The organism is Undibacterium sp. TC9W, assembly GCF_049339865.1.
In the GTDB taxonomy this organism is placed as follows: Bacteria; Pseudomonadota; Gammaproteobacteria; order Burkholderiales; family Burkholderiaceae_D; genus Undibacterium.
Map to the genome: position 1 here is coordinate 17,490 of NZ_JBMPPJ010000033.1, position 23,527 is coordinate 41,016.

Consider the following 23,527-nt stretch of genomic DNA (forward strand, 5'->3'; position numbering starts at 1 on the left):
TTGATCAGTGTTAGCGCACTGGTCAGGTCGCTCTGTTCTAAACATCGATATTCACTACCGTTAAATCTGGGGCTTCCCCCTCTATCACACCATCCTTAAAAAACACCTTCTTATTCAATGTTGCCGGGCCTCTGGCCGTCACCTGCGCACCTCCTGGTAATTCAATGATGTTGTGACCTGGCCGGACTGCGATCACCTTGCCTACTAAGAGTGGCGGGTCTGGTATCAGGTCTTTGAAGACCTTATAAATATTAGCCATGGGTTTGCACCTCAATAGTCTGGCGAAGCTTTGACTGCTCAGCGCTGATTGAAACACCTTTGACGATGCCCATCACCTCGGCGCTGTCCACATAGCGTGTCATTTTCCCCGGCATGATAATTCCCGCCTCTTGCAATACAGGCAGGCTCAGCGAGTAGCTTGCATTGCGGCCTGTCTCTGCCAGGATAGAGATGCCGCGCTGCCTGGCGGGTGCGCTATCAGTGATCAGGGCATCTGTGATCATAGGGGCCAGCTTCTCACCAGCGGAACCAGCCCGTTTAACGTATCCAAGAATGCCGCCTGCGGTCGTGCCGGATACATACACGGCGTTATAGTCTGGCTTGTCCGTCCAGCTTATTGACTCCCTTGTGACTGCTGCAGATGGCAATTCAATATCAGGCGTGGCGCTTGCCCATTCCCAGGGCTTAACTGGGTAGCGCGGCAATATCCGCAGTATCAGGGCCGTAGGGTCTGGCTGAATGAAAGCGCCTGCCGCATTGGCAATAGTCGTCAATGCAGACATGTAGCTGCCCTGATGACTCCAAACGCCTGCAGGGACTAGCCAATCATCGATACGCCAATCTACAGACCAGCCAATCGGGACACCGTTAATCATCAGCGCGTCATTCATCAACTGCTGTGCTGTGCGCTCGATGTCGTTCTTAAACGTCAGGATAGGGCTGTACGGGTCTGCAAGCAAGGCTGACAGGCCACGGCCACTGATGGATATGGTAGATTTGCCAAACACCTTTTCACGCTGGATATCCTCTGCCAACAAAGAAAACTTTTGACCGTTGACCGACGCTTCCAGGATCACCCGGTCACCGGCCTGGCCAGGCTCGACCAAGGGCAGCGCGCACGCTGGCATCGATGTCGAAAACGACCATGTCCAGCTATCCATATCAATCTGCATTTGCAGGGTCGTGGCTGGCAAAATGTAATTGCCTTCGACACGTCTTAACTGTACGTCGTTAAGCATGATGTAAGTCCTTTTAACGGGTATGACGATGGTATTCACTGGCGGCGTTGTGCGCTCACAAGAAAACACCAGGCTTGTGGAATTCGACCGGGCTGCAGCAAACAGCAAATCAACAGCATTGCCAGGTGGCGGTACATAGCAAGGCGGTTTAACGGGTGGCAGTATTTCTGCCGCTTTCCCTGGCGGCGGCTTCCTGGCCTTCTGAAAACCTGACCTCCCCATCACCTGGAGTGCGTCGGCGTCCTGGAAGCCGTCACGCGCCTGCACCAGGTTGCGCCTTGCATCGCCCCAGCCAGATAAACGGCTGGCCCTTGCAACAGGCTGCATAGACTGGAACGCGGATAGCCTTTCAGTCTTCACAGGCCGCGCCTCTTGCCAGCTCGTCCTGGTCGTTGTCCTTGCTACTGGCGACATCGATGCAAAGCTGCTTAGCCTGCCGATCTCAATCTGTACTGCCTCCGCATGGCTGGCCGTTGTACTTGAGCGATTACCTATCAAGCTATGCGCCAGTTTGACCTGGCCACGCGCAAACAATGGCTTGGCTACCTCCCATTTATCCTGGCTCTTTGCATGGCTGGCCAGCATCACCTGGTAGCTGGTTTTAACGCTTGATTCTGTTTGCTCTGCCTTTTGCCATGCGTTGCTGATCCTGCCCACCACTGGCCTGGCCGTGTCAGACAGATAGCTGACTACGCCATGGCAAACCATCGCTGGATACGTACCTGCCAACGTTCCATGCAGGTCAGGCACGGGTGGCAAGGAAACATCCACGCCACCAAATACCAGGTCGGCAGGGTTCTCTGCAGGACTTTCTGAAAACACCAGGTCAACAGGTACATACGGCGCGGCCTCGCCGCCGAACAGCATCAGCGACGGGTTGCCAGACGGCGCATCAGAAAACAGGAGCAGGCTGGACTCAGTCAAGTGTTATCCCAGATTCAAGGCTGTCAAAAATGCTTTGCCACCCGCGTACAGTTGCGTACTTTCAAGCTGAATCACGCCGTTGCCTGTTGAATCGGTCACGTCGCAATCAAACGCGATCTCGCCGTTACCATTCACAACACGCGCCCAGGTAGCCTGGCCAGTAACAGCTATCAGCCCAAAAGTGCTGGTCGTCAGACTAAGGACACCACCCGCAACAATGCCAGCGGGCTTGGTCAGTGCGACCTCTACCAGCATTTGCGTCTCAGGGCCACCAAAAGCGGGCTGTACGCCGTTATAAATGCGTACCCTGGCGCGACCTGCACCAGCGTCTAAATGAGCCAGGGAGCCTGCTTGCCTGGCTTCCAGGTGTTGTGGCGATATGCTCAAAATCATGGCATCAGCTCCGGCGTTAAATTGTCTGCCACGACTGCGCGGAAATTGTGCGTATGGTCATAGGTCAACACCGTGTATTTAACGTCCATAGAAATATGGTCGAATACATACGCCCCTGTCACTGGGTCACTCCAGGTCTCGCGTATCATCATTCCATCACGGTCTTTGAATAACCTGACGCGGGTGGACACCGCCACGTCTGGCGGGCCTTTTTTCTTCGTCACGCCAGAAATTCTCCCGTTGCCGCCATAGAGTAAATCAGCCTCTTTCCGGCTCGGCGTTGCCAGGTGCGGGTGTTTAAAATTGGTCGAAGGAATACCCACTGAAACCACTCTTTTGGCGACATGCACGCCAGTTGCCAAGATTTCTGGCTTGGTCGTGTCGAATTCTCCGGGCGGCGTGAAGTTCCCAACATACCTGGCTACACCTGCGGTCATTCTTAAGTCATCGATATAACACTGAGAACCTTGCACGCCAGAACCGTCAGCCCCAATCGTGTTCATTATCGTTTCGCCAGGATACGTTGCAGTATTCGGCAACGCCACGCCATCGAGGTACAAGGTCAATTGATTTGATGAGCGTACCGCGCAAACGTGGTGCCAAGTGTTCAGACTCAATGCTGTAGTAGTGCTGGTGATGTAGGGATAAAAAATCAGACTTGTTCCATACACATATAGGCCGCCACTTCCTGTTCTGATCATAAGGGCCGCGTAAGTGCTAGGCGCACTACGTAGATATACCCAGCATTCTATTGTCCAGTCGCTGCTACCCAGGCTGACGTTCGGGAACGTCAGAAAATCTGCATCCCCGTTCAACTTCATGCTTGAACCTCCGTACACACTCTGCACAGTACTCAGTTTCGCGTTGCCGTGGATCACAGGCGTAAATGATTTTGCTCCAGCGTTCTCAATCGAGGTGCTGTTATTCGTGCCGTCGAACGGCAACAGTACTGGCGTGTTATAAAAATACTGATCGGCCATTGTTATCTCCAAGGCCCGGTAACATCAAAGAACATCGCTGCGCTGAGGTACCCAGTGGAGGTGACCGCACGCAAAGAACGGCCAGCCAGATCACCCTGGCCTATGATCACATCCTTGTTCGCCAGGATGGTGTAGGCGTTTGCTTGCGGAATAGCCAGCGCTCCAGGCAGGACGCCCCTATACACTTTGCTACCAAATTCAACCAGGTTAAAATTAACTGCATACACGCCGCCATCTGCTGGATTAGGAAAGGACATTGCGCTAGGGACTGCCCCGGAATACACGTTAGTATCCGAGTACATCAGCGGGAAAGTGCGGCCCATCTGTACGGCGCTTCCCAATCCTGAATAAGACCTGGCGCAGTAGAATTCAGCCGCAGCTACGGCTGAATACATAAGTTGCGCGGCAGTTGCTTGAAACTGACCAGGGTGGTTATATGCATTGCCAGTGATACCGCAGGCATAAGCGTCGCCGCTCTTAGTAGGCACAATATCGCCAAAGTACGTTATCTCTGCCACTCCAGGGTAAGAGGACATAGCAGGGTAACGCACCAGGTAGAATGCCCTGGCGTCGGCAAAGACCAACCATTTAACTTGTGTAGTATCTGCAGAACTACTTTTTTGCCAATAGTAACCGCCAGCCACTTGATTATTAGTCGGAAACTGTCCTGTCCCCGTGTTGATGTCGGACATGGACTCATAGCCGACTACGCGGGTCATGGTCGCGTTTGTGTCATCTACGCGGCAATAACATCCACTGGATGCGCCATCTGCAGATTTGTACGCTGCAGTGTTCGTCGCGTTAAAAGGCTTGAGCCAGCCTGCTCCCGCCAGCTTGGCCGTGATCGTACCTGTAGCAGTCTGGTTAGATATTCCAGCGGTTGCAAACGAAATAGAATTGGCAGTGATGGCAGTAACCCTGGCCTCGCCATTGAGTTCTGCAGGAGACGTTACACCCGCCACGAGTGCCACAGTACCGACCGTGAAGCTGTGGCCAGCGCCGACGTTTAAGGTGGCCACGTTGCCCGCGACGACTGCAGAGGTCACAGAGACCAGGCCAAAGCCATTAATCAGGCAAGCGTCCAGGACAGCGATCTGGCTACCAGGTGTACCAGTCAGCGTTGGCGCACCTTGCATCTCTGAATGAAAATATTTTACTGTTGTGTCAGCCATGGTTCACTTTCTTAAGGTTGGTCAATATCACCACGCACAAGCAGCGTGAATTTGTCGTTGATCGATGTTGGTGGCCCCTGCAGGATCGTGCGCGCTACCCACACCGGGTTAGTCGCACCGATAGTGTTAAAGCGCAGTACATTGCCTACGGCCCAGCCAGAACCCCAGCCGACAGCCTTCAGCGTGAAATAAGGCACGCTTGCGGCTGGGTTGATTGGCGAGCAGTCCGCCGTGGTCGTGCCTGTGCCGATCACGCCCACATGCTCACCGATAATGTCAAAGGTGGTCGTATTGGTAAATCTGATTGCCCAGCGCTCAGTCAATGCGCCTTTGTTCGTGACCACGATAGGTGCAAGCGTGTCGTTGTATGTGCCTTGTGCGTCAGCACCGTTCACTGTGTCCTGCCAGGTGTTATTGAATGTGGTCTGGTCAAACAGCACAGAGACGCGGGCATGTGTATCACCAATAATCATGGCGCTGGACACATACGAACCCATGGGGAAGTTATGCGTCAATGCCCTGGACAGTGTTAATTGCCCGTTGATCTGCGCGTCTGTGACCATGGCCATGTCTTCGATACGGTGCTCAACGGTCACAGGCATAACGTAGCTGGACACGTCCACAAAAGTCACTGTCCCGGCTTCCAGGTCTTGCGTGTAGCCGGTGCTGATCACCTGGCCATTGCCATCAATGACGCGGATACGGGACAGGCGAACCCTGGCACAGTTGATGGTCTGACCGTTCACAACTGCACCAGGGCTGACCGTGGCCGTGTGGCCGACCACCACAAAGCTACCCTGACGGAAGATAGGCACTTTGCCATCCGTTGGCAGGCGCACTGGATCAAGGCCCAGGATGTTCTGGTCTAATGGCAAGTACGAATAACCCACCGCGTTATAGCGCAAGGAATCAGTTTTAACGGCGCTGGTCTTGACGTATTTAACGCCAGTGATGCCCAAGTAAGACAAGTTCATTACGCCAGGGTCATTGGCGTGTGTGTCGTCTACCGCCGTGCCAAAGCGCAAGGAGCAGATGCCGTTATTAAAATCAACTGATCCAAAAACACCGGATGCCGGATTGTTGATGACGCCGTTTATGTCTGGCGTCACTGTGAAATTGTCGCCGTCTTGCTTTGTTCCATCCAGCGAGAAACCGCCGTTAAACAATGGCGCAACAGCAGTCCTGAACGTGATTGCATCTGTCAGCGCCGTTGTGCCTTCAGAATCTATACCTGCGATATTGCTTGGCGCGTTGATCGCTCCTGCAGCCCAGTCAGTCAGCACGACACCATTCATGCTTGACACCGCGCCAATGGAACCGCACAGCGTGCCTGTGCCAGTCGTCACGGATACATCCTTGACCAGGCGGTTATCTGTGGTAACGAAATGCCTTTTACCACTCAGGGTGAAGGCAGACGGCGCAGGAGTGCTGGGCATAAACAAACTGTCCAGCGTGAAATTGTAGGTCTGGCCAGTGCCGTCTGATCCAACATACATCAGTTCAGCAGCGTTGTGCTGCAGGCCCACCCACCAGGCCCAGGACACGGTTATTTCCCCAGGCGGCGTGGTGGCACCGTTCTGAATATTCAGCGTCCGTGTGTACATGCTCTTGCTGATGACCTGGCCAACCTGCACAGAACCATCTGGCAACAGGCTAGTGCTTTGATAGTTGTTTTCTTCTTTCTTGACTCCGCCAATGGACTTAACCAGTGTGCATTCGCCTGTGGTGTAGTTGATTGTTCCTACCGTTAAATTGCTATCGTAATTCGCAATCTGCAGATGACCTGCGCCATCGTCCACCACTTGCACAAGCTCCTGCTTAAAGATTGTGGACATATACCAAGTGAAGCCGCTGTAATTGGTATAGACGGACATCAGGAACGTTCTGGGGCGCACTGGGCCAACAACTGAGAACGCCCAATTTGCACCGCTGTCAGTGAACAAGGCAATAGCGCCGATGGCTGCAGCAGCGTTGATTGTGGACATGACCACGCCTGCATTCTTTGTTGGCAGTGTCTTAGGGCAGAACAATACTTTGCCTGTCGCATAGTTGACTGTTCCGGTAGCGTCCCCAGTCAGAGCACCGTTGTTATCTGTGGCTGTGCGGGCTGTGCCATCGTTCCAGGTCAGCATCAGAGAGCCTGGCTTAATTGCGTCATTGATGGTCACGACCTTGCCAAAGGCTCTGGCCTGGTCACCAGGCTGGCCTGGAATCAGGGCCATAGGACGCGAGGTGGACGTGTCGACCCATTGCAGGATGATCTGGCTACCTACGTCCGGCAATGTTCCCAGGGTCACTGAAACTGTCCCGGTTGTGAAATTAACCGACCCTGCGCCTATGACACTTTCTGAACCACGGATAGCGCCTGAACCATCGTCGGAAAGAACGTACCAGCGAGACAATGCGCGGTAGCTGACTTGCAGGGTTCCACGCGCTGGGATGGATGCGATAGAAAACACCCAGTTTGCGCGCTGGCCCTGGGCAGTGACAGGAACACCCACTGACGAAGTGACAGATATGGGCGTATCTGCAGGCGTATAGGTGTAGGTTGTGGAATTAACGCCCGTCCCGAAAATGTTTGTAGAGACAGATACCACGCCGTTTTCATAATCGATTGCACCTACTGCCGTGTCAGCGTTAAACAAGACACCGCCCTTGTCAGTGACCGATACGCTCCCTACGGCCAGGGTGAAAGAGCCAGGCAGTATCTTGCCGCCTATGTACAGGGATTGCGTTTTGTTCAGCGCAGCGTTGACGGTGTTGCTGTATGGCTCCCCAGCTTTGAGCAATGGCAATGAACGCTGGCTCATACGTGCATCAGCAATCGGTACTTCGACTTTTGTGCTGGGTACAAGCTGAGTGAATATGCTGGAGCCTTTGACGACCAGGTCACCCAGGGAAGCAGACTGGGTAAGAGGCACGACACCGTAATACCTGGCCGCGTCTGCCACGATGGTGGAAAACATGCGTGTCCTGCCAATATAGTCGCTGGCGGCTGGCTCTGTGCGCGTGGCATCGAGGCCCGCAAAGTCTGCTGTCAGTGCATCACTCAGCGTTAAAGATACTTCCAGACGGGTAAAGTCGCCGCTTGTATCTGTGATGGTGCGGACACGCGACGACGCGGCAATGATCTTGATGTATTGCTCTAGCTGCGTGGGCAAGCCGTCATTCTTGCGCATGACCAGCGTGTCACCGACTGCAGGCGCTGGGATACTTTCGCGCTGCAGGACTGTGACGATACGCTGACCCGCGATGTGGTCACCAAACAGGATTCCGGGATACCTTGCGCCCAGGGACAGATAAGATTCAATCCTGCCCTTCGCGGACGCCCTGGTGTCAAACACTTGCCCAGTAGAGAACAAGGTAACAGATACCTTTGGGTCTGCTGGCGGTTCGGCTACGATCACATTTGCGCCAAAGTACGTGTCCACGCTGTTTGTCAGAACAGATGCAAACACCTTGCGCAAATTCACACGGCCACCAGCGCGGTCAAGCTCCGAGATGTCCGGGAATATGCTATTGCTTGTGCCGTCAATAATGAGCGTGGCGGTTGGGCCACCGCCGCCTTCGGGAACATCGTCCATTACTCTTGATGTCTGCAGCGCGACATCGCCTCCTAGAATAGGCATCGTTAAATCTCCATAAACTTAAGTTTTACTAACCAATAATCATCTGCGTCATAGGTCGCCATCTGGCGAACCGGCTCAGCTTCCAGCGCTGGCGGTTCATGGTGGCGAAAGACCACGTTAAAGCCCCGGCCATCGTCAAGGGTCAGGCGGAATTGCTGACCAGGTGCAGTTGACCAGGTGCGCAAAAGGTCAGCGACGGCCCTGGTGTGCCAGGCCATGCTGTTCTCAGGCGGCTGCAGGCTGATCGGTCGACCAGCCTGGCGCGTGGCGTATTCAAGCAGCAGCGCACCTGTCAAGCTGTATTCAGCAGACGCAGTAACTGGCGTCCATTCGTGTTCGTCGACCCACATCAGGTCGTGCGATAGCTCCAGGTCTTGGCCCAGCGTTAAATTGCGTAACATCATGATGCTGTTCCTTTTGCGCGTTTCAACATCTGAAGTAAATCGCGTTCGTTACTTGCGTCTGTCGTGACCGGAATGGTCTTGCCACCGACCGTTAAATCTAATTGGATGACTTTCTCTGGCCGCTGGTTGTCGGCTGGCTTGGCTGACTGCTTGACCAGCTCCTTAATGGCTGGATCATCTGACATCCTGGGAAATGTGATCTGGCTCAGCAACTGGCGTGACAGGTCGGCTACGGTCGGCGCGTTGCGGTAATTTGCTGCCTCTGGTGCGGTCAAGACCTTTTCATCTTCGTGCAACTCGGCCACATAGCCGTTTCTGGGTACGCGATCCAGCCCGCCCTTATGAGAACCGTCCACACGGCGATAGAAACCGCCACTGGAGCCTCCAGGCGCGGCAAAGCCGCCAGTGCCTCCACTTCCATCGTTTATTCCAGCGCTGCCTTCCTCGCTTGTACTCAGACCCATGGATTCAGCCAGTGTTTTAGCGCGGTTGTAACTGCGCATGATGGAGTCAGCACCGTTCTGAGAGAATGAGCCACGGTTGTTGTCATACATAGCCTTGTTTGCCTTGGCAGAGTCCCAGGCTGCTTGCGCACGTTGTTTGTTCTCGTCTGTCGGCTCTATCTTTTTCCCGTGTTCGGCATCAAACAGCATGTTTGCAATGTCGGCATCCATCGCACCAGCAGTGTGGTTCACGTCATTGGCCTGGCGCTGTGTTGCCTGGTTTTCCTCAGTAATACGCTGATTGCGCGCATTTGCGTTTTCGTAAGGCTCGACATCTCGCACACCGTCAACACCCCCAGTCTCACGTCGACCACCGCCAAGCTCGGTCACTCCGGGGCTGTGACCTTCTGCTGCATCGATGCGTCTTTGTGCAGAACGTTGCCCGGCAAGCGCTTTCTCAGACCTTGCCGCAGCAGAAGCGACTTCAGCGGATGCGAGAGCAGCCTTCTTGGCTTCTTCTGTAACACCTGCCAATTTACTTGCGAGAGCATCTACTGAAACACCTGCATCAGTGAATATCTTAGGTATTGGACTGGCGGCATCTGCAACCCTGGTAGTGCTACTACCGACGTCTGAAACTTGCTTATTAAGTGCATTCGCTTGCTCGGTAGCGATCTTTACAGAGTCCGCGACTAATTTCTGTTGAACTACCTGTTCCTCAACGCTCAGTGTTATTTGCTGTTGATCGTAAAGCGCCTTTCTTGCAAAGTTCACGCCGTCTTCTGCAATACGCGCAGCGTCGCCCAACGCTTTAGCCTTCGCCCTGTACGTCTCCACGTCATCTTTACCAATGTGAAGTTCTAATTCTTTTTCCGCGTTCAGTTTTTGCTGCAGGTTCACTAATAATTTGTGCGACTGTATAGCCAAGTCATAAGAAAATTTTGCTTCGTTGGCCTTTTCAGCAGCCAGTTGCTTGTTTAGTTTTGCAAGGTTAAGTTCTTCCTTCGCCAATGCGTTACCGGACTTCGCGTACTCATTTTGCTTTACCAGCACATCCAGGCTGGCCCGGCCTAGATCGGCCTGCGCCTTGATCATGTCCAGATGCGCTTTCGCAATGTCCACTTCAGACTTGGCAAAATCTGACGCCCGTTTTGCCATGCGTGAGAATGCAGCCTCTGCGCCGTTACTTTTTTCCTCAATCTCTTTCAGTGCGCGCACAAGGGCGTCACCTGCAATGGTTCCTTCCTTACCCAGTCGCTGCACTTCTGCACGCAGGTCGGCAAATTCTCGGTCTGTCTTTGCTGCCTTCAGCGCTTTCTCAAACAACTCATCAAACTTAATACTTACGTCTGCCAGCGCTGGCTTAATGTCTCCAGAGATTCTTTTAACGTCACCCAGTGACGCGCCAATCTGATTAAGCTCTGCGAGAGTTTTTGCAGAATCAACTCCTTTTGAAAAGGCGTCGTTCATGATTTCTGCAGTCGTTTTAGTGCTGCTGCCAAGTGTCTGGATAGTGCCAATGACTGTGGAGAACTCTTTGTTTAACGAAATGAGGCGATCTTTCCCGTCAAGCTGAGCCAGTTTCAATGCAGCTTCATCAATCGCTTTTGAAAAGTTCTTCACATCGTCACTGGCCAGCGACTGCAGACGCTTCTGCAACTGCCCCAGTTGATCAGTTGTCAATAGCCCGCTGGCCTGCATTTCCTTGAGTTTGTCACTCAGCACACCAGACTGCGTGGCTAGTTCGCTGGTGTACGTTCCGTTTTTCCTTACGGCTTCCGTTAAACTCAACACCTGAGCCTCGGCTTTACTGAAGTCAGTGACCTCAGTAAGTTTCTGCTGATAGGTAGCTGCGTCGACCAGCGACTGGCGGTACTTGCCGACAGCACTTTCACCACGGGCAAACTGACTAACGGTCTGATCGGCAAAGCCCATCATATCTTTGCCCGTCGCTTGCAGGTTGTCACCAACACCCTGGATGGCCTTGCCCCAATCCTGATTGACATACGAAACCAGCCTGCCAAATCCTGAAATGATCTTGCCGATCACGTCCAGTGCTGCACCACCCATTCCAAATATGGTAGCTGTGACTATATCGATACCATCTTTGAGTCCTGCTAGTACCAGAGCGACAGCTTCCAGTACGGTCTTGATGGTCTGTCCCAGTACGGTGATCTTTGCACCCGTCGCGTCTGTGTAGTGACCAAGCGTTAAAATCTCGGTAGCGACACGGATCACAAAGCCCAGCAAGTCCATGAAGCCTTTCCCCACTGCAGCAAGTGAAGGATAAATCTCACCCAGCATGCCCAGGACTGTATTTAAGGCGGCACCCATGGCATTGCCAAAGGATGACACTCCATCCGCCAGCAAGCGCGATGCTGCCCCCGATTTGTCGATGCCCTGGGCGATTCTGTCGGCATCCTTCAAAAACCGGGTTGCAGCGTCCACCAGTGCGCCATACGCAGGCAGCAGCTTGCTACCAATGTCATTGGCCAGCTCTTCCTGGTATCGCTTCAAGGACTGGATTTTCTTGCCCACGGTATCCATGGACGCCTCATAAGCGCCCTGGAGTTTTTCAGCCTGCTTCAGTGATTCATCCATCACTGCCTGGGCTTTTTGCTTCTGGGTCAGTTGTTCAACGGTCTTGCCTATGGAAAGTGCAAACTGTCTCTCTGCAGCTTCAACGTTGACCGTTAAACCCATGTAACGCAGGCCGACTGTATCCAGTTGGGAAATATTGGTGATTAGCTTGGTCAGCGTAGCCGATGAGTTTTCACCTGTGACCACTGCCAGATCCTGGGCAGCCCTGGCAAGCTTCGCCACCTGGGACACTTGGCCCTCGGCCTTCGGGCCTATCTCCAACCCGGCCTGGATCATTTGAGTGATGGCCTCGCGTGTTCCCTGGGTCGTGATGCCTAAGCCTTTAACCTCCTTTTCATACTTTCCGATTTCTTGCGCACCGTAGCCAGCGTTTTTGGCGACCACGTTCATGGTAATGCCAAGCGTCTCTGTTCTGGCCGCATAGTCTGCAGATTCTTTAAGACCATAAGCCACGGCAAGAGCAGTAAATGCCCCGATCAATGCGCCGACGTTGTCTTTCAAGAACCCGGCACCAGCGGTGACTGCCGCCATTTCCGGGTTCATCATGCCTAGGGTTTTATTTAACGTTCCACCGCCGTCCGAAGCTCCCTTAAGCTCTTGATTCAGTTCTGCCAGCTTTGCCTTGGTGGCGTTGGCGACAGACTGCAGTTCCTTGCCAGATAGCTGGCCGCTGCTAGCAAGCTGCTGCTGTGCCTGGGTAACTTTGGTTATCTCAGCGCGGATGTCTGCAAATGAACGTACACCGATGGCTTTGTATGCCTCAGCCTGGCCGCTTAATTCGGTGAAGCCTTGCTTGCCTGCGGATGCATTTGCACCTGCGGTCTTGGCAGATTCACCCAAGCCTGTAATTTCCTTAGCCAGTTTGGTGACGTTATCCAGTCCCTCAACCAGGCTTTTAATTTTCAGTTCCAGGACTGTTGACATTCCCTCAGCTCTCCATTTGCTTAATCATTTCTTTAACGCTGTCTTCGTTCCCTTTGACTGCAATCAGCATCAAGCCAAACAAGTCGGCTTGATGTCGCTTTCTCTGCTTTTCGACACTGGCTACAAACGCCTGGAACTGTGGCCAGGTGTAATTTAGGATGTCGGTGTAACTGTGGCCGTTGGCAATGAGGTCTTGGAAGCCATCTGCCCAAGTGCGTTTAACGCTTCTGTGCTGCTGTTTGCGGTTTGGCCGAGGCTGTCCATTGCTGCCAACAGTTGTGGCAGCACTTTCTGGATAAAAAAATCGAGATTGACCTCCAGCAGTGCGCTGAGCAGCAATACGGCTTCATCTGGATCAAGGTTATTTACCCAGTCGCGGGGACGATCTGCCAAGACAGACAGCAAAGACAGGCTGTCATTTGTATGCACGATGACCAGATTCAGGATGTCCAGTTTTTCTGACTTGGCGCGGCCCAGCAAGATATAGGCGATGGGCTGTATGGCGACCAGGACTTCTGGCAGTTTTCCGATCTTGAAATGCCGGATAGGAAATTCTTCACCTGCTACGGGAATGGTTTTAACGGTAGGAATGACCTTGTTCAGATCATCTTGTACTGCAGGATTTGCTGCTGTCGTCATGTTCGCTCCTGGTTGACTGGATAAGTACAGCCAGTCTAAAGAGCAAACAAAAAGCCCATCAGAGGATGGGCTTCAGTGAGATGCATGCCGTCAGTGACGGCGTGTTTTAAGCGCTTGATACCTGGAGTATTCGCCCAAATCGTCCCATCTCGGCATCGGCGGGTTTGGTGGTATCACCCAGCACTTCTGCACTGATCTTCATGTCACCTTGCTTGTCAGTAATCAATGACAATTCTTTCAGGGGCTCCGTTTTGACACAGTACAGTTCAACTATGACAGGTGCGCCACCCTGTGCCAGGTTGATGCCTTCGTACCGCAGGAACACGTTGTCAGGTATGACGGCAAACATGGCAACAGTATCTATTGCGCCGTGACTGTAGGCGGCAACCAGGGGCTGTGTCAAGCCAGTGGCATCCTTGACAGTGAGTGCGCCATACTTGGGGTCGATCTCGTACTTGGAAGGATTCACCGTTGCAGGAGTGGTTGCGGAATCCGTGATGACTACTGAGCTAACGAGTGGATTTTCCAGGCGAACGCGATCGCCGACCAACAGACCAGTTGGCAATCTTTCCCCCGTAACAGAACCCGAAGCAGACGTGATAGATTTACCGTAGAGAGCCAGATTCAGGTTTTCATTACTAAAGTCCATCAGCGTCATGTCCACGCTTGCGTCTTTATCGACAATGAGACTCATTGAAGTGGTTTTCTCACCGCTCCATGCCTCTTTGCGTTTGATTGGTGTTGTCTTGAGGCTGACCTTCAAGTCATCAACGTCACCCAGCCAACGTAACACCAATGGATTGCCAGCAGCGTCGCGTTTTGCAAGAAACACTTTGCCCTGGCCATAATAATATTCAGGTTGATAAGGCATGTTATGGACTCCTTTGTATTGTGGTCAATTCGTTTTACTTCTTGGCTTCTTTGCCGCTTTTGCCATCTGGCTCCTTGTCGTTGATGACAAGGTCGCCCACACCGACAGCGGTCAACCATTCAGCATCCATTGGCGGCACAGAAATTTCTGTACCTACCTCATATTCAACGCCTGCATGCGTGTGCGGCTTTTTCAGACGTACCGCGACGTTTTGGTTACTCATAAATCCTCCGTTAGGTATTAAAAACAAACTCTGCTTTGAAAACAAACGGGTAGTAGCCGTACCCGTTTGCGTAATGTGGTGGAACCGGCCTGCCGCGTACTAGTGGTTTAACGGTGTCGTCTGGTTTCCAGCCGCTGACTGCCCGTAGGAGTGACGCAATCAATGGCCCAGCTAATCGCCTGGCACCTTCACCTGTGTTAATTGGGTCGGCGTCATAGACAGCCAGAATCACTGCCCAGAGCTGGGTAACTACTTGCACCTTGCCCAGATTGCCCTGGTCTTTGGATGTCGTGCCTGTTTCATCGCCGACATAGATGACATGTGCTGCAGGTGTTATCTGCTGCTGGGTCGCCAGGTCGGCCAGGTTGGCGCAGGCATAAACCCCTTGTAAGCCAGGCATTTTTTCCTTGATCCTGGCAATCAGTGGCTGCTCTATGAACAGGTAATCTTCAATTGCCATTACCAGTCCCTCCCGCCAAACACACTGCGGCCTGGTGCAATTTGGACGGTATCGGCTGTCTGCGCCACCTTGTTTTCGACATCCAGGCCAAGTGAACACTTGCCCTTGGATATCTCTGACAGCAGCCTGATCCTCTGGTGGTATCGCTTCGATACAGGGTGATCATCATCAATCCTGGTATGCAGGAAATAACGTGTCAGGTCTTGACTGATCTGCTGCAGAATGATGGGCGTCGATGCCAGAGGCAGCGGGTAGCGTCCTTCCAGGTACACATCGATTTCTGCCTGGGCTTGACTGATAGCCTTGTCAACCACGTCCACATTTACCGCTGAGCCTGGCACGTCGCGGTTACTCAGAGAGACAAGCTCTTTTTCCCCAAAGGCATCAATCAAGTCCTGGACACTGCAGTACATATCACTCTCTCCGCAGGTATGGGTCGCTCGCGATGGCCATAAATTGCTCTTCGGTCAGGTCGTCCAGATTGACTGGTCGCCCCTGATCGGTAAAGCAAATACCGCCCCTGTAACGGCGATTGTTAGGCACATTGACTGTGCGAATATTGACGACGCGGCGTACGTCCACAGCATTTGCGTTTATGTCTTCTTCAGTAACTTGCATAAGAGCCTGGACGAGTGACTCGATTTTGTCGTTTACTGGTGGCTGATCCGTCAATGCTACTTCTTGATTTACGGCCTGCTCTTGCAGGGCTTGCGATTCGGCTTGTTCAGCCTGCTTGCCTACATCACCTGCAGACTGGCCCTGGCCAGACGGGTCTGGCTGCTTGTCCTGGACTGGCTGAGTCTGCAACTCCTGTTGCCCTTGTAACGTTGACTGGTCTGGCTGTTTTCCAGCATCATCACCAGCTTTGTCTTGTTTCTTGCTCATGGTTGCTCCTGTACGTAATTGTTGATCCTGGCCTAAACCTCCCCCACATCTGGGGGAGGGGCAACTCCTGGCTAGTGGGTTATGCGTTCACCCAGGCAGAGTCCAGTACTTCGACCAAGTTATAGTTGGGGTTGTCGGAGCCGTTGGCCATGCGCGCTACTTTGATCACTTCGTTGGCGGCAGAACGATGAACAGTTGGGCAAACCAGGAGTGTTGGCGTGATGTTCAGAGGGTTGCCGCCGTCGCCTTTGAATCCGCGCATCAGGTCATATGCTTCTTCAAAGCTGGCCTTGGTCAGTGGCTTAGTGCTGCACACTGCCATTTGCCAGAAGCCGAAACCAACATTGGAGCGGGCACGAACACCGTAACGGTAGGTGTCCCTCATGAATACGCTTTCATCTTCGTTCGATTGCATCGCAGTCAGCTCAGCTGCCGAGCGCTTCTGGAAGATGATCGGCTTTACCGCCCTCGACGTGTCGAGCAGATACCATGCGGCCACAGCACCAGAGGCAGGCGTGAGCAGGTTAGAGACGTTCTGCGGTGTGCCTGTGCCATCTGTATTCGGGTAGACAGGATGATCGGTGTCAAAGAAATTTTGCCCATCAAAACATAGCGTGGACTGCCCGGTCTTGAGAATGCCGAAAGAATGCTTGTCGGGATAACGTGCAGCGCTCAGTCCCATTTCCTGGAACAAAGGCGTATAGACGCCCACGTTATCATCTTCGATATCAGTACGTTTTACTGATACGGACGCTTCATACGTCTTATTGACGATCGCGTAGGAAGTGGTGCATCTTAGGCTCATACTGGTCTGTGTCGTCCCGGCGCTCGTAGAACCGGATGTACTGCTTGCTACCCACGACCTGGACAGACTCGCCGATGGCAGTCATGGCATTGATCCAGCGCTCATCCTTGATATCAAGTCGGCGCAATGCCAGGATGCGGCCATGATTAAGGTTGCCTTCCTTGTCAGTCTTAAAGGCATCCTGAACAAGTACCTGGATTTCAGGGCTTGAGCCTTGGCTCCATTCCTTAATGCATTCATCAATAAGCGCTTTGGCGGCCTGCAGGCGTTCGTCAAACTGGATGTTCTCTGATACGGCAAACTGTATTTTGTATTTGCCATCGAAAGAAAACATCGTGACATTGCCTTTTTTGCCGCCAAGCTTTGCCTTGTACTCTTCGGCGCTCAAGGCAACAAAGGCGGCAATGTCACCGAAAGCGGATTTCTTGAATTCGCTCAAAGCAGCATTGAGAGCCACCGCTTTAACCATCATTTCTTTCACCAAGCTGTCCCTGGCCTTGTCGATGGGCTTGACCTTAGATTGCGGCCAGAAGCGGCCCTGTGCGTCTTCCATGTATTCTGTTGTGTCGGTTGTCATGTTGTTCAATTCCTTGCCGTTGAGCTCTGGGTATTGCTTAATTTCTGGTTTCTTTACAACTACCTGCAATGGTGTGTTCATTCTTCATCTCCTACGGTGATTTCGACAGTGGGAACGGTATTACCCACGGGTTTGTTTTTGGTTGGTCGCACAACGTCCTTGATCTGCTCCAGTTTGTCGTTGCCCCATTCGTTATGCAGGACAATCAACACCTTGGCATTCGCTGGGCATCGACGCAGTTTTTGCATGAGTTCCAGGACTTTCATTTAACGCCCCTCTAAAGTAATGAGCGCGGCGCGAAGCCTGTTTCGGCTGATCATGGTCTTGACCCGGTTTTGCTCGGCAAACCTGCGATTTGCCTGCAGTTGCTGGTCGTACCAGTCGAGGTCACGGCTCAACTTGATGTAGCGACGATCCAAGCGCTTGATTTGGAATTCCACCATTGCGTGTTTAACGCTGATAATCAGGTTCTTCATGCTGCCTCCGCTTCTGCGATTTGAGGGCCACCGACTTCTGGCAGTGGCAGAGTTACCTTGTCGATGATTCCTGCTTGTTGCACTGGTTCTGGCTCAGCCTTGCGCACTATTGAGCGCTTCGCTTTAACCTTTGGATTGATGGGTTCTTTAATCTGCGCTGGCTTGTGCTGGCAGGACTGGCATGCTTGCCACTGCATCATCTGTATCGGGTTATGTGACGGTGCGGTACGTAATGCAGTCTCGCGGCAATGGATAGCCCCCACCATTGCCCCTGTATGTGGGCAAGTCAGTTGCTCGAACGCTTTGCGATAGCGTATTTCCATGTTGGCCGGACTGGCCCGACCGCTGCCATAGGCACCAAGTGCGTTAATGAATACTGAAAGTGTCGGGCGTGAAACCCCCATTTTTAACGCCACCGCTGCAATGCTGGTAGCCTTGGTTTCGGTGTGGAGAGCCTTAAACCAGTCAGTGCTTAAATAATCCGGCATTTTCTTGGCTTCATTCATCTTGCTCTCCTGCTGGTTCTTGCCAGATCACTTTTCCCAGATTTTGGTCAAATACCAGTTTTGTCCGCTGGATCATTGGTGCGCGGACACCAGTGTTCATCTGCCTTAGGAGTCTGTATCTGGTAAGAGCCGGTTTTTCTCCAGCTTTACCCCGGCTTGTTATCTCCAAATATCCCGCTCTGGCCAACAGCAATACATAAGACTTTGCTGCTATCTCACTACACGTACTCGTTGGAGTTGATGCATTGGCTGCTAACTCGCGGTAGTTGAAGTCCTGGCCGATGAACAGTCTGCGCATGGTTCCCCACATGCGTTCCGCATAGGTGCCTTCTGTTATCAGGTTTCCCTTTTTATCAACACGCGGCGCTTCGACACCGTTGTCTTTGATAAGCTGGTAAATATTGCGAATACAAATGCCGTTCACATGCTCCTGATCAAGGACTGTTATAAAACCCGCTTTTGAGAGGGCACTAAAATAGTCTTTGATTATTGAGACATCTGCATTCGCCTGCTTTTCAATCAGCGATTGCGTAAATGTCTTACCTTTTCCGTTCAATTTCCGGATTGCTTCCCAAATACGTTGGCGTGGGCTTTTTCCACCGATCATTTCAATTTGGCTGGATTGTCTAGACATGCTTAAACCCTCCTGTCCGGTGCACGATCTGCAGGCAGTGAAATGCTTGCAAGCTCTGCGATGCCGACCTGATCCAGGCCAAACAATTGGCTGTGCTGGTGGATGGCCGTTAAACAAGTCACGACCCGGCGGACACTGCCTTTTGAGAGAGTCACCAGCTTGTCCAGAACATCTGCTGTCAGTTCAACGTCAGGGCAATAGATGGGCGTCAGCTTTTCGGCATCGTCGTAGCTCACGCGCTGGGCCGGTGCCCAAGCAGATACGCGACTATGAAAGCGTTCCCAGGTTTCCAGTTTGCGTGGCAGCATTTCCTCACCGACCAGCAGTAATGAACCTTGCGAACCCTCGTAAATATCGCGGGTCAGCTCTATCAAAGTGTCAGACTTGGCGGCGTGATCAAACTCGTCAATGATCAAAGTGCGCCGTGATGCCGAAAGCTGCTCCGTGACCATGTCCAGCAGTTTTGCTGCCGTAGTGGCTTTATGCGGAATACTCATTTCAGAAAGGATTTTGGAAAGTAGGTCTTTGCTACGCCAAGCCGATAGCATCTGCACGTAGTAAGCCCGGCTTTCATTCGCCAGGGAGTTGGTGGCAAAGGTCTTGCCCCAGCCGCTAGGGCCATACAACACTCCAATACCCGGTACACCCTGGCGACGGGTCGCCAACTGCTCCAGGGTGGCTTGTACTACATCCAAAGTAGCGATTGCTGCGATGCCGCCTGCTGGTCTGGCCTTGCTTAAATTTGATTGTTTATTCATAATCATCCTTGTTTGTTAGTCGTTCCGTTCAGACGCAGCACGGTTGCAGCCGTGTTGCGTTTTTCTTTGCCCTCATCCATGCGCCGTTTTTTGGCCGCGAATTCAGGTGTTTGCTGATAGCTTCCGTACCAGCGCGTCAGTCTTGCGTCGTCTATAGTTCCTCCGTTCTTGAGTAATTCTTCCAGTCCTAGCCACTTGTTGAATCGATGTTCGGGAGTCTCAGGAATCACCGACACATTGCTCACAGCAGCCTGTTTAACGGGCGTGGCTTCTTCCGTTTTGCGCTTATCGATCAAGCGTCTCAGTTCTGCTGGTACTTCAGTTTTTGCCACTACGCCGTCCAGAACGCGGGCAGCTTCGCCAGCAGCCGTTAAACCTGTGCTACTGTGGGAAATGCTGGCTTTCGGCAACGTGGCCAGCTTGCCTGCAGCCTCGGCGTTGTCACGCAGCAGCATGTCCACCAGTTCGTCCGTGTTGACTTTCTTGGTTTTTGCGGCCTTGCGTTGCTCGGCAATGTTGTGACGCTGCACCTGGCGGGCTTTGGCGGCCAGCTCCTGGCGATTGATGCCAGTACGTTCTGGACAGCGGGCGATACAGACAAACTTGCCTTCGTGGTACACCACGATCTGGCCCAGGTCGTCTGTTAAACGCAGCGTCCCGACGAAGTCGCGGCTGATGTAGTCCTTACCGTTATCTGTCACGATTTCTTCTGGCACCCCCCAGCTCAACAGCGCCAGGCGCAGGGCCAGCTTGTGCGTCTCGGCCCTGGGCGTGGGTGACAACACCATGATTGCGCGGCGGCTGTAGACGTCGATGATGACGGACACGGAATAGCGGCGCAGGCCACCCTCTGGGGTCTTGAGCATCCAGTCTGCGGGAGTAGCATCCATTTCCCAGCGTTGGTTCAGGCGTTCCACGCCTTCGGACGCATCGCCAAACGCGACCATACGTTTGTTTTTCCACTCGTCTGGATTGACCGAAGCCATAAAAAATTCTTCGTTCTTCTGTTTCCAGGCATTGCAGAATCGTGTTGTGGCAAAGTACGAAGGAGCGTTAAACAGCATTCCGCCTGATTCACGATCTTTAGCTGCTACGCCAAGCAAGTCAGTTAGCGTCTTCATTGTGATAGTGGGACGCTCTATCAAAATGGCAATCGCGGTCTTTTCCAGTTCAGGCTGGGTGGTGAATACATTCACGTCTTTGCGCGCCTTGCCTGTCCAGCCGTCTATCAGGCCGGACATGCCTTCCTTGTTGTACTTCAATACCCAATGCTCTACAGAACGGCCCTGCAGGGGCTGGTACTTTTGAAGCAGTGCCACGTCCAGGTCTATTTCATTGGCGTTAAATGCATTTGCATACGCCCAGTAGCTGACCTTTTTACCCATAGGGTGCGCGGCGTACCATGCTTCCCAGCTTTTAACGATGGTGTAACGGCTGTCAAAGCGGGCTTGCTGGCCTGGTGCGTGCACTTCTGCGACCTTGCGCAGGCTAAGCTCGGCCTTTTGCCTGGTTGCTTGCAGTTCGGCTGCAGCTTCGGCGCGTACCTGGGCGACGACAGCCAGTTCTTTTGATGCACATGCGCCGCGCTGGTGTATTTCCACGCGCTTGGATACGTCCCTGGGCAGGTTCGCCAAGACAAATATTTTGCGTTGACCACCGCGACCAGGCACTGTGGAAAATGTCCAGTTTTCGCGGTTAGCGCGGATTTCGGCTGCGCGCTTGCTCACTTTTAACGCTGCTGCAATGATGTTTAAATCTATGCTCATTTATTTTTGACCCAGGCGTTTTAACGCATCAGATGACAGTTTTTCTGCGACGCCTGCAGGCAGGTAGTTATTGAGATGTTTTTGACGCTCCTTAATAGCTTTCTCTTGCATGGCCAGCGCTCCGAGTTCTGCCACCATGGCTTCTTCGCCGCGCAGGATGCGGCAGCCGCATGCCTCTGCGATGTATTCAAGCAATGAGTAATCGCCTGTTGCTACAGTCAGGGCTGGCAGTGCTTCGAGGGGGAAGCGTTTGCCCTCTGCGGAGTTGGCGCAGTATTGATCCAGCATGTCTTTTGTCAAAGAGCGATTGCTCAAACGTGAGATCATGGTGGCTACGTCAAAACGGTCTTTGCCTGCGACTTTTGCAGCGGCCAGCATGTCCACCAGTACGTCACGTACTGCGTGCGCTTTGTCCAGCGAACCGGCTTCATTCGTTGGCGTGGCTGGGACTGCAAAAAAATTGATAGGCATTTGACCTGGCTGTGGAAGTGAACGACGGCGCGCCATGGTCAATTCCTTGAAGAAACTTCAACATTGCATTGCGCAATGGGAGTGTTAAACTTCTGGCTAGACGGTTTGATATAGATAGCGCGTTGACGTGGCGCTCCCTGTTTCTTTGGCGTGCCGTCTGCGTTGTACCTTGATGGCCAAATTTTTTGCGGTTGTACGCCGATGGCTTTTGCAATGATTGCTTCAGCTTTTGGATACTGCTGATTTAACGGGTGGCACATGACGCCAGCTACGTAGCCGTTCGCTATGGCTAATTGGCGGAGTGTCCAGCCAGCTTTTTCAAGCGCAGCTTTTATGTCTGCGCGATGCCAGTCTTGCTGCTTTTCTTTGACGAGTGAAGTGTTCATGGCTGGTTTTTTTGAGTTGTTTAACTGTTGCATGTGACACATTCTAAACACACATTATTGTGTGTGCAATCTATTTTTTGTGTTTCGCACTTCGTTTTATCATCTTTTATACACAATTTATTGTATGTATTTGATTTTAAACACAATAAATTAAGTGCGAAACTGAAACAAAAGTGCGAAATTCATTTCGCACTTTCTTGGAGTCGGCATGATTGAAAGTGCGAAACAAAGTATTGGAGACAGACTGCGGATTTTTAGGGAGTTCAAGAAACTCACTCAATCCCAGTTCGCTAGTGCTATGGAGATGTCTACTACTGGCCTACAGAGCAATGAATCAAACAGATCATTGCCAAATAGCAAATTATTGGTCGCGCTTTATCATCAGGGATTGAATGTGAATTGGCTGCTTTCTGGCGAGGGCCAGATGCTTTTATCCAATTCGTTAGCTGAGACGGAGCAAGGCGACGTCAAGCTATATGCAGACGCTATGGAAGCTATTGATTACCTACTGCAAGAAGGCAAGAAGGTTGCTACATATCAGCAACGAAGGGCCTTAGTGGATGCTCTGTACCAGGCATCGAAACAAACAGGTGAAATTGATAAGACAACGGCAATCATGATCGCTAAGCTTGCGGCATGACGATTTAACGGTAGATTTAGAAGATGCCCGACAAACAAAGTAAAAACGTACTGAAATTCCCACAGAAAATCATTCCTAACGAAGAGAACAAACTATTAGCGATTCTCAAGGCCACACAGGAAAAAATCGGCGAATTGAAGCCAACAGGTACAAATGAAATTACAGCAGTTGCTCCTCCGGCGACTGTGATCAACAACATCAATATTCACGGAGGTAATAACCAACTCGCGCCTGGTCATTTGGCTGTCAGCATGACCGAATCGCAGGCCACCAATGCGTTAAAACACGCTCAGTCTGAGACATACACAGACGCAATCAATGCGGCGCAAAAGGTGCAATTGCGTAAGTTACGAGACGAAATAGTTAAATTATCGAGCGACTGTGGATTTCCGAAACATCCAGCCGCAATCATGAGCGCGTTAAACACGACAATGGGCGTGCGCAAGTATGATCAGATAGTTGCAAGTGAGTTTCCAATAGCTAAAGCGTATTTAACTACTATGAAAAGCGTATTCACCGAGAGGCTGGATTTTCATAGGAAAAAGGAGGAATTGCGCCGTTACATGATCCAAGTGATTACGGAAACTCACAGGAAAGTTCAACCTATCGGGGCATCCAGCATGCTTGGTTTACTGGATGGCACGCCATTCTCTGATCTGGAAAAAATGTATGACCTTGCAATTACTGATCTTATTTAGCCAATAAGTGCAAAGTTATTTGCA

Annotated in this window: 26 protein-coding genes; 2 read left to right on the forward strand and 24 right to left on the reverse strand. The window is 52.2% G+C overall.

What is annotated here, in order from left to right; all coding sequences use genetic code 11:
* Positions 1–37 precede the first annotated feature (37 nt).
* The 24 genes from ACO0LN_RS27995 to ACO0LN_RS28110 form a co-directional block, all read right to left on the reverse strand.
* Positions 38–259, reverse strand: a complete 222-nt coding sequence (locus ACO0LN_RS27995; RefSeq protein ID WP_422979630.1) for a hypothetical protein — start codon at positions 257–259, stop codon at positions 38–40.
* Complete coding sequence (locus ACO0LN_RS28000; RefSeq protein ID WP_422979632.1) at positions 252–2,162, reverse strand: hypothetical protein; 1,911 nt, start codon at positions 2,160–2,162, stop codon at positions 252–254. Before ACO0LN_RS28000 ends, ACO0LN_RS27995 begins: the two co-directional genes overlap by 8 nt.
* 3 nt (positions 2,163–2,165) lie before the next feature.
* Positions 2,166–2,555, reverse strand: coding sequence for a hypothetical protein (locus ACO0LN_RS28005; RefSeq protein ID WP_422979634.1), 390 nt, complete (start codon positions 2,553–2,555; stop codon positions 2,166–2,168).
* Complete coding sequence (locus ACO0LN_RS28010) at positions 2,552–3,535, reverse strand: LamG domain-containing protein (protein WP_422979635.1); 984 nt, start codon at positions 3,533–3,535, stop codon at positions 2,552–2,554. The genes ACO0LN_RS28005 and ACO0LN_RS28010 overlap by 4 nt, the downstream gene beginning before the upstream one ends.
* Positions 3,536–3,537: 2 nt before the next feature.
* Complete coding sequence (locus ACO0LN_RS28015) at positions 3,538–4,707, reverse strand: hypothetical protein (protein ID WP_422979637.1); 1,170 nt, start codon at positions 4,705–4,707, stop codon at positions 3,538–3,540.
* Between the two features lie 11 nt (positions 4,708–4,718).
* Positions 4,719–8,336 carry a hypothetical protein gene (locus ACO0LN_RS28020; RefSeq protein ID WP_422979639.1) on the reverse strand — a complete coding sequence of 1,206 codons (3,618 nt, stop codon included), beginning with the start codon at positions 8,334–8,336 and terminating at the stop codon, positions 4,719–4,721.
* A gap of 2 nt (positions 8,337–8,338) precedes the next feature.
* Positions 8,339–8,740 carry a hypothetical protein gene (locus ACO0LN_RS28025; protein ID WP_422979641.1) on the reverse strand — a complete coding sequence of 134 codons (402 nt, stop codon included), beginning with the start codon at positions 8,738–8,740 and terminating at the stop codon, positions 8,339–8,341.
* A complete protein-coding gene (locus tag ACO0LN_RS28030) occupies positions 8,737–12,624 on the reverse strand; it encodes a hypothetical protein (RefSeq protein ID WP_422979643.1) in 3,888 nt (1,295 codons plus the stop codon). The genes ACO0LN_RS28025 and ACO0LN_RS28030 overlap by 4 nt, the downstream gene beginning before the upstream one ends.
* A 237-nt stretch (positions 12,625–12,861) precedes the next feature.
* Entirely contained in the window at positions 12,862–13,347 is a 486-nt protein-coding gene (locus tag ACO0LN_RS28035; RefSeq protein ID WP_422979645.1) for a hypothetical protein, read from the reverse strand.
* Positions 13,348–13,453: 106 nt separating this feature from the next.
* Positions 13,454–14,218, reverse strand: coding sequence for a hypothetical protein (locus ACO0LN_RS28040; RefSeq protein WP_422979647.1), 765 nt, complete (start codon positions 14,216–14,218; stop codon positions 13,454–13,456).
* A gap of 34 nt (positions 14,219–14,252) precedes the next feature.
* Positions 14,253–14,441: a DUF7210 family protein gene (locus tag ACO0LN_RS28045; RefSeq protein ID WP_422979649.1), complete on the reverse strand. Its 189-nt coding sequence runs from the start codon at positions 14,439–14,441 to the stop codon at positions 14,253–14,255.
* A 10-nt stretch (positions 14,442–14,451) separates the two neighbouring features.
* Positions 14,452–14,901, reverse strand: a complete 450-nt coding sequence (locus tag ACO0LN_RS28050) for a phage tail terminator protein (RefSeq protein WP_422979651.1) — start codon at positions 14,899–14,901, stop codon at positions 14,452–14,454.
* A complete protein-coding gene (locus ACO0LN_RS28055) occupies positions 14,901–15,314 on the reverse strand; it encodes a gp436 family protein (protein ID WP_422979653.1) in 414 nt (137 codons plus the stop codon). The genes ACO0LN_RS28050 and ACO0LN_RS28055 overlap by 1 nt, the downstream gene beginning before the upstream one ends.
* A gap of 1 nt (position 15,315) precedes the next feature.
* Complete coding sequence (locus ACO0LN_RS28060; protein WP_422979655.1) at positions 15,316–15,786, reverse strand: hypothetical protein; 471 nt, start codon at positions 15,784–15,786, stop codon at positions 15,316–15,318.
* Positions 15,787–15,865: 79 nt separating this feature from the next.
* Entirely contained in the window at positions 15,866–16,591 is a 726-nt protein-coding gene (locus ACO0LN_RS28065) for a Mu-like prophage major head subunit gpT family protein (RefSeq protein WP_422979657.1), read from the reverse strand.
* Entirely contained in the window at positions 16,551–17,168 is a 618-nt protein-coding gene (locus tag ACO0LN_RS28070; protein WP_422979770.1) for a DUF3164 family protein, read from the reverse strand. Before ACO0LN_RS28070 ends, ACO0LN_RS28065 begins: the two co-directional genes overlap by 41 nt.
* Before the next feature lie 77 nt (positions 17,169–17,245).
* On the reverse strand, positions 17,246–17,434 hold the full coding sequence (locus tag ACO0LN_RS28075; RefSeq protein WP_422979659.1) for a hypothetical protein: 189 nt from the start codon (positions 17,432–17,434) through the stop codon (positions 17,246–17,248).
* Positions 17,435–17,644 carry a hypothetical protein gene (locus ACO0LN_RS28080; protein ID WP_422979660.1) on the reverse strand — a complete coding sequence of 70 codons (210 nt, stop codon included), beginning with the start codon at positions 17,642–17,644 and terminating at the stop codon, positions 17,435–17,437.
* Entirely contained in the window at positions 17,641–18,150 is a 510-nt protein-coding gene (locus ACO0LN_RS28085) for a MarR family transcriptional regulator (protein WP_422979662.1), read from the reverse strand. The genes ACO0LN_RS28080 and ACO0LN_RS28085 overlap by 4 nt, the downstream gene beginning before the upstream one ends.
* A complete protein-coding gene (locus ACO0LN_RS28090) occupies positions 18,143–18,784 on the reverse strand; it encodes a hypothetical protein (RefSeq protein WP_422979664.1) in 642 nt (213 codons plus the stop codon). The genes ACO0LN_RS28085 and ACO0LN_RS28090 overlap by 8 nt, the downstream gene beginning before the upstream one ends.
* A 2-nt stretch (positions 18,785–18,786) precedes the next feature.
* Positions 18,787–19,542 (reverse strand): AAA family ATPase, encoded by a 756-nt coding sequence (locus tag ACO0LN_RS28095; RefSeq protein ID WP_422979666.1) that lies wholly within the window; start codon positions 19,540–19,542, stop codon positions 18,787–18,789.
* 2 nt (positions 19,543–19,544) lie between these two features.
* Positions 19,545–21,308: an integrase catalytic domain-containing protein gene (locus ACO0LN_RS28100; RefSeq protein ID WP_422979668.1), complete on the reverse strand. Its 1,764-nt coding sequence runs from the start codon at positions 21,306–21,308 to the stop codon at positions 19,545–19,547.
* Positions 21,309–21,815, reverse strand: a complete 507-nt coding sequence (locus tag ACO0LN_RS28105; protein ID WP_422979670.1) for a hypothetical protein — start codon at positions 21,813–21,815, stop codon at positions 21,309–21,311. It lies immediately after the preceding gene.
* Between the two features lie 2 nt (positions 21,816–21,817).
* The gene (locus ACO0LN_RS28110) at positions 21,818–22,165 is read right to left on the reverse strand and encodes a helix-turn-helix domain-containing protein (RefSeq protein ID WP_422979672.1); all 348 of its coding nucleotides are present in this window, start codon (positions 22,163–22,165) and stop codon (positions 21,818–21,820) included.
* A 208-nt stretch (positions 22,166–22,373) separates the two neighbouring features.
* Here ACO0LN_RS28110 and ACO0LN_RS28115 point away from each other — a divergent pair, with 208 nt between their 5' ends.
* A complete protein-coding gene (locus ACO0LN_RS28115) occupies positions 22,374–22,805 on the forward strand; it encodes a helix-turn-helix domain-containing protein (RefSeq protein ID WP_422979674.1) in 432 nt (143 codons plus the stop codon).
* A gap of 23 nt (positions 22,806–22,828) precedes the next feature.
* Positions 22,829–23,503, forward strand: coding sequence for a hypothetical protein (locus ACO0LN_RS28120; protein WP_422979676.1), 675 nt, complete (start codon positions 22,829–22,831; stop codon positions 23,501–23,503).
* The last annotated feature ends 24 nt before the right edge of the window (positions 23,504–23,527 follow it).

Coding starts and splice junctions, on each gene's coding strand:
- ACO0LN_RS27995 (WP_422979630.1), bottom strand. CDS start 259: ATGGCTAATATTTATAAGGTCTTCAAAGACCTGATACCAGACCCGCCA.
- ACO0LN_RS28005 (WP_422979634.1), bottom strand. CDS start 2,555: ATGATTTTGAGCATATCGCCACAACACCTGGAAGCCAGGCAAGCAGGC.
- ACO0LN_RS28010 (WP_422979635.1), bottom strand. CDS start 3,535: ATGGCCGATCAGTATTTTTATAACACGCCAGTACTGTTGCCGTTCGAC.
- ACO0LN_RS28015 (WP_422979637.1), bottom strand. CDS start 4,707: ATGGCTGACACAACAGTAAAATATTTTCATTCAGAGATGCAAGGTGCG.
- ACO0LN_RS28020 (WP_422979639.1), bottom strand. CDS start 8,336: ATGCCTATTCTAGGAGGCGATGTCGCGCTGCAGACATCAAGAGTAATG.
- ACO0LN_RS28025 (WP_422979641.1), bottom strand. CDS start 8,740: ATGATGTTACGCAATTTAACGCTGGGCCAAGACCTGGAGCTATCGCAC.
- ACO0LN_RS28035 (WP_422979645.1), bottom strand. CDS start 13,347: ATGACGACAGCAGCAAATCCTGCAGTACAAGATGATCTGAACAAGGTC.
- ACO0LN_RS28040 (WP_422979647.1), bottom strand. CDS start 14,218: ATGCCTTATCAACCTGAATATTATTATGGCCAGGGCAAAGTGTTTCTT.
- ACO0LN_RS28045 (WP_422979649.1), bottom strand. CDS start 14,441: ATGAGTAACCAAAACGTCGCGGTACGTCTGAAAAAGCCGCACACGCAT.
- ACO0LN_RS28050 (WP_422979651.1), bottom strand. CDS start 14,901: ATGGCAATTGAAGATTACCTGTTCATAGAGCAGCCACTGATTGCCAGG.
- ACO0LN_RS28055 (WP_422979653.1), bottom strand. CDS start 15,314: ATGTACTGCAGTGTCCAGGACTTGATTGATGCCTTTGGGGAAAAAGAG.
- ACO0LN_RS28060 (WP_422979655.1), bottom strand. CDS start 15,786: ATGAGCAAGAAACAAGACAAAGCTGGTGATGATGCTGGAAAACAGCCA.
- ACO0LN_RS28065 (WP_422979657.1), bottom strand. CDS start 16,591: ATGAGCCTAAGATGCACCACTTCCTACGCGATCGTCAATAAGACGTAT.
- ACO0LN_RS28070 (WP_422979770.1), bottom strand. CDS start 17,168: ATGACAACCGACACAACAGAATACATGGAAGACGCACAGGGCCGCTTC.
- ACO0LN_RS28075 (WP_422979659.1), bottom strand. CDS start 17,434: ATGAAAGTCCTGGAACTCATGCAAAAACTGCGTCGATGCCCAGCGAAT.
- ACO0LN_RS28080 (WP_422979660.1), bottom strand. CDS start 17,644: ATGAAGAACCTGATTATCAGCGTTAAACACGCAATGGTGGAATTCCAA.
- ACO0LN_RS28085 (WP_422979662.1), bottom strand. CDS start 18,150: ATGAATGAAGCCAAGAAAATGCCGGATTATTTAAGCACTGACTGGTTT.
- ACO0LN_RS28090 (WP_422979664.1), bottom strand. CDS start 18,784: ATGTCTAGACAATCCAGCCAAATTGAAATGATCGGTGGAAAAAGCCCA.
- ACO0LN_RS28095 (WP_422979666.1), bottom strand. CDS start 19,542: ATGAATAAACAATCAAATTTAAGCAAGGCCAGACCAGCAGGCGGCATC.
- ACO0LN_RS28100 (WP_422979668.1), bottom strand. CDS start 21,308: ATGAGCATAGATTTAAACATCATTGCAGCAGCGTTAAAAGTGAGCAAG.
- ACO0LN_RS28105 (WP_422979670.1), bottom strand. CDS start 21,815: ATGGCGCGCCGTCGTTCACTTCCACAGCCAGGTCAAATGCCTATCAAT.
- ACO0LN_RS28110 (WP_422979672.1), bottom strand. CDS start 22,165: ATGAACACTTCACTCGTCAAAGAAAAGCAGCAAGACTGGCATCGCGCA.
- ACO0LN_RS28115 (WP_422979674.1), top strand. CDS start 22,374: ATGATTGAAAGTGCGAAACAAAGTATTGGAGACAGACTGCGGATTTTT.
- ACO0LN_RS28120 (WP_422979676.1), top strand. CDS start 22,829: ATGCCCGACAAACAAAGTAAAAACGTACTGAAATTCCCACAGAAAATC.